Genomic DNA, 1,364 nt, shown 5'->3' on the forward strand with positions numbered 1-1,364 from the left:
CATGGACTTGATCGGTGGCTCAAGTGTGACGATTCAGAAGTATCGAAAAGAATACGAGCGTGAACATCGTGAAGATGCTGAAAAGAAAGCCGTAGCACTAAAAGACAGTGAGCAGAAGAAGCTGTCAGAAGTTGTTGCAGATATTGTAGCAGGTCGCATCACCGAGATCGGTGACAGTTATGCAAGTGAAATCACACGCTTGTCAGAAGAACTTGAAATAGCACTAGCTGATAAAGAATCACTATCAGAAGAAAATAGCAGTCAGCTCACAGAAATTGAGCAATTAACTTCTGAAAATCAGGATTTAAAAGCGAAGTTGAAATTTCTTGAAGAAGAACATGCACGAAGTAAAGCTGAAATTATTGAACAGTATGAACAGCATAAGAAAGTCATATCTGAGCAATATGCAGAAGCAAAACAGCAATATTCTGAAGGTCTTGCTGAGTTCAAGCAAAGTAATACAGCTCTGAAAGCAGAACGTGACCAGTTGCAGCTAAAAGTTGCCGAAGCTCAGTCTAATGAACGTGTTGCATCTGTCAGACTTGAAGAAGCGCAGAAGAATATTAGCCGTTTTCAGACTGAGATCAGTGAGCTGAAATCTGAAATTCGTGATCTACGTGCCCCACATCAGCCACAGCAATTAAAAAAGAAGGGCAAGGTCGAAGAACAGCCAATAGATGACAAAACTGGTGATTTGTTAGCAGAAGCTGAAAAGCCATAATGCCCCTTTCTTTTCTTGCGGAGCACAGCCAAAGGCTGTGCTGTCCTCAGAAAAAAAAGTGGCTCAAATGAAACATGGCACAAGTCAATATGCTTGAAAAATTACAGGTTTTGATGTGGTAACGAACTTTTTTTGCTGAAATTGCATCAATGAGAACGTGAATTTTAAAAAAAATGTATTTTAGAGGTTCGCCATTTGTTGCATTGAACAACAAACAGTTGTAACGTGCTTTTAACAGATTCTTTTTAATAAAAAACTCGATTTTCAGGTACAAAAAAAGACCCGAAAAAATTCTTTGGCGAGAATGGGTCTTTTGATGTACGTGTTGATCACTTACGGATAGTCAACATGCTTAATCATTATAGCAGTCAAAGACCACTCCGCAAGCCATCTAAGGGCTTGTGCGATGCAAATTAGTTCAAATCATACAAATATTTCACCAAAATCGTATTTATTTATTGATAAATCAGAACAAATTGCTGATTTACAAGAAGCTCTTGCCCTTTTTGACAAGTGCTTATCACCACTTACACCGCATTGGGTTAGCAAAGATACACTGAACCACAAACCGAAGCATTTACGCCTACGCACTGGGAAAAACTCACCGAGAGAGAGAGATCATTTTGATTTCATTACACCAAGT

The 1,364-nt window shown here is 39.0% G+C and carries 2 protein-coding genes; both read left to right on the forward strand.

Annotated elements, in window-relative coordinates:
* Positions 1-721: hypothetical protein (locus FTV41_RS14730; protein WP_179996765.1), on the forward strand; the 721-nt coding region annotated here is incomplete at its 5' end.
* A gap of 406 nt (positions 722-1,127) precedes the next feature.
* A partial coding sequence (locus tag FTV41_RS14735; protein WP_179996766.1) for a hypothetical protein occupies positions 1,128-1,364 on the forward strand: 237 nt, incomplete at its 3' end.

Origin of the sequence: Acinetobacter sp. YH16051 (genome assembly GCF_013417135.1) — a bacterium.
GTDB lineage: Bacteria > Pseudomonadota > Gammaproteobacteria > Pseudomonadales > Moraxellaceae > Acinetobacter > Acinetobacter towneri.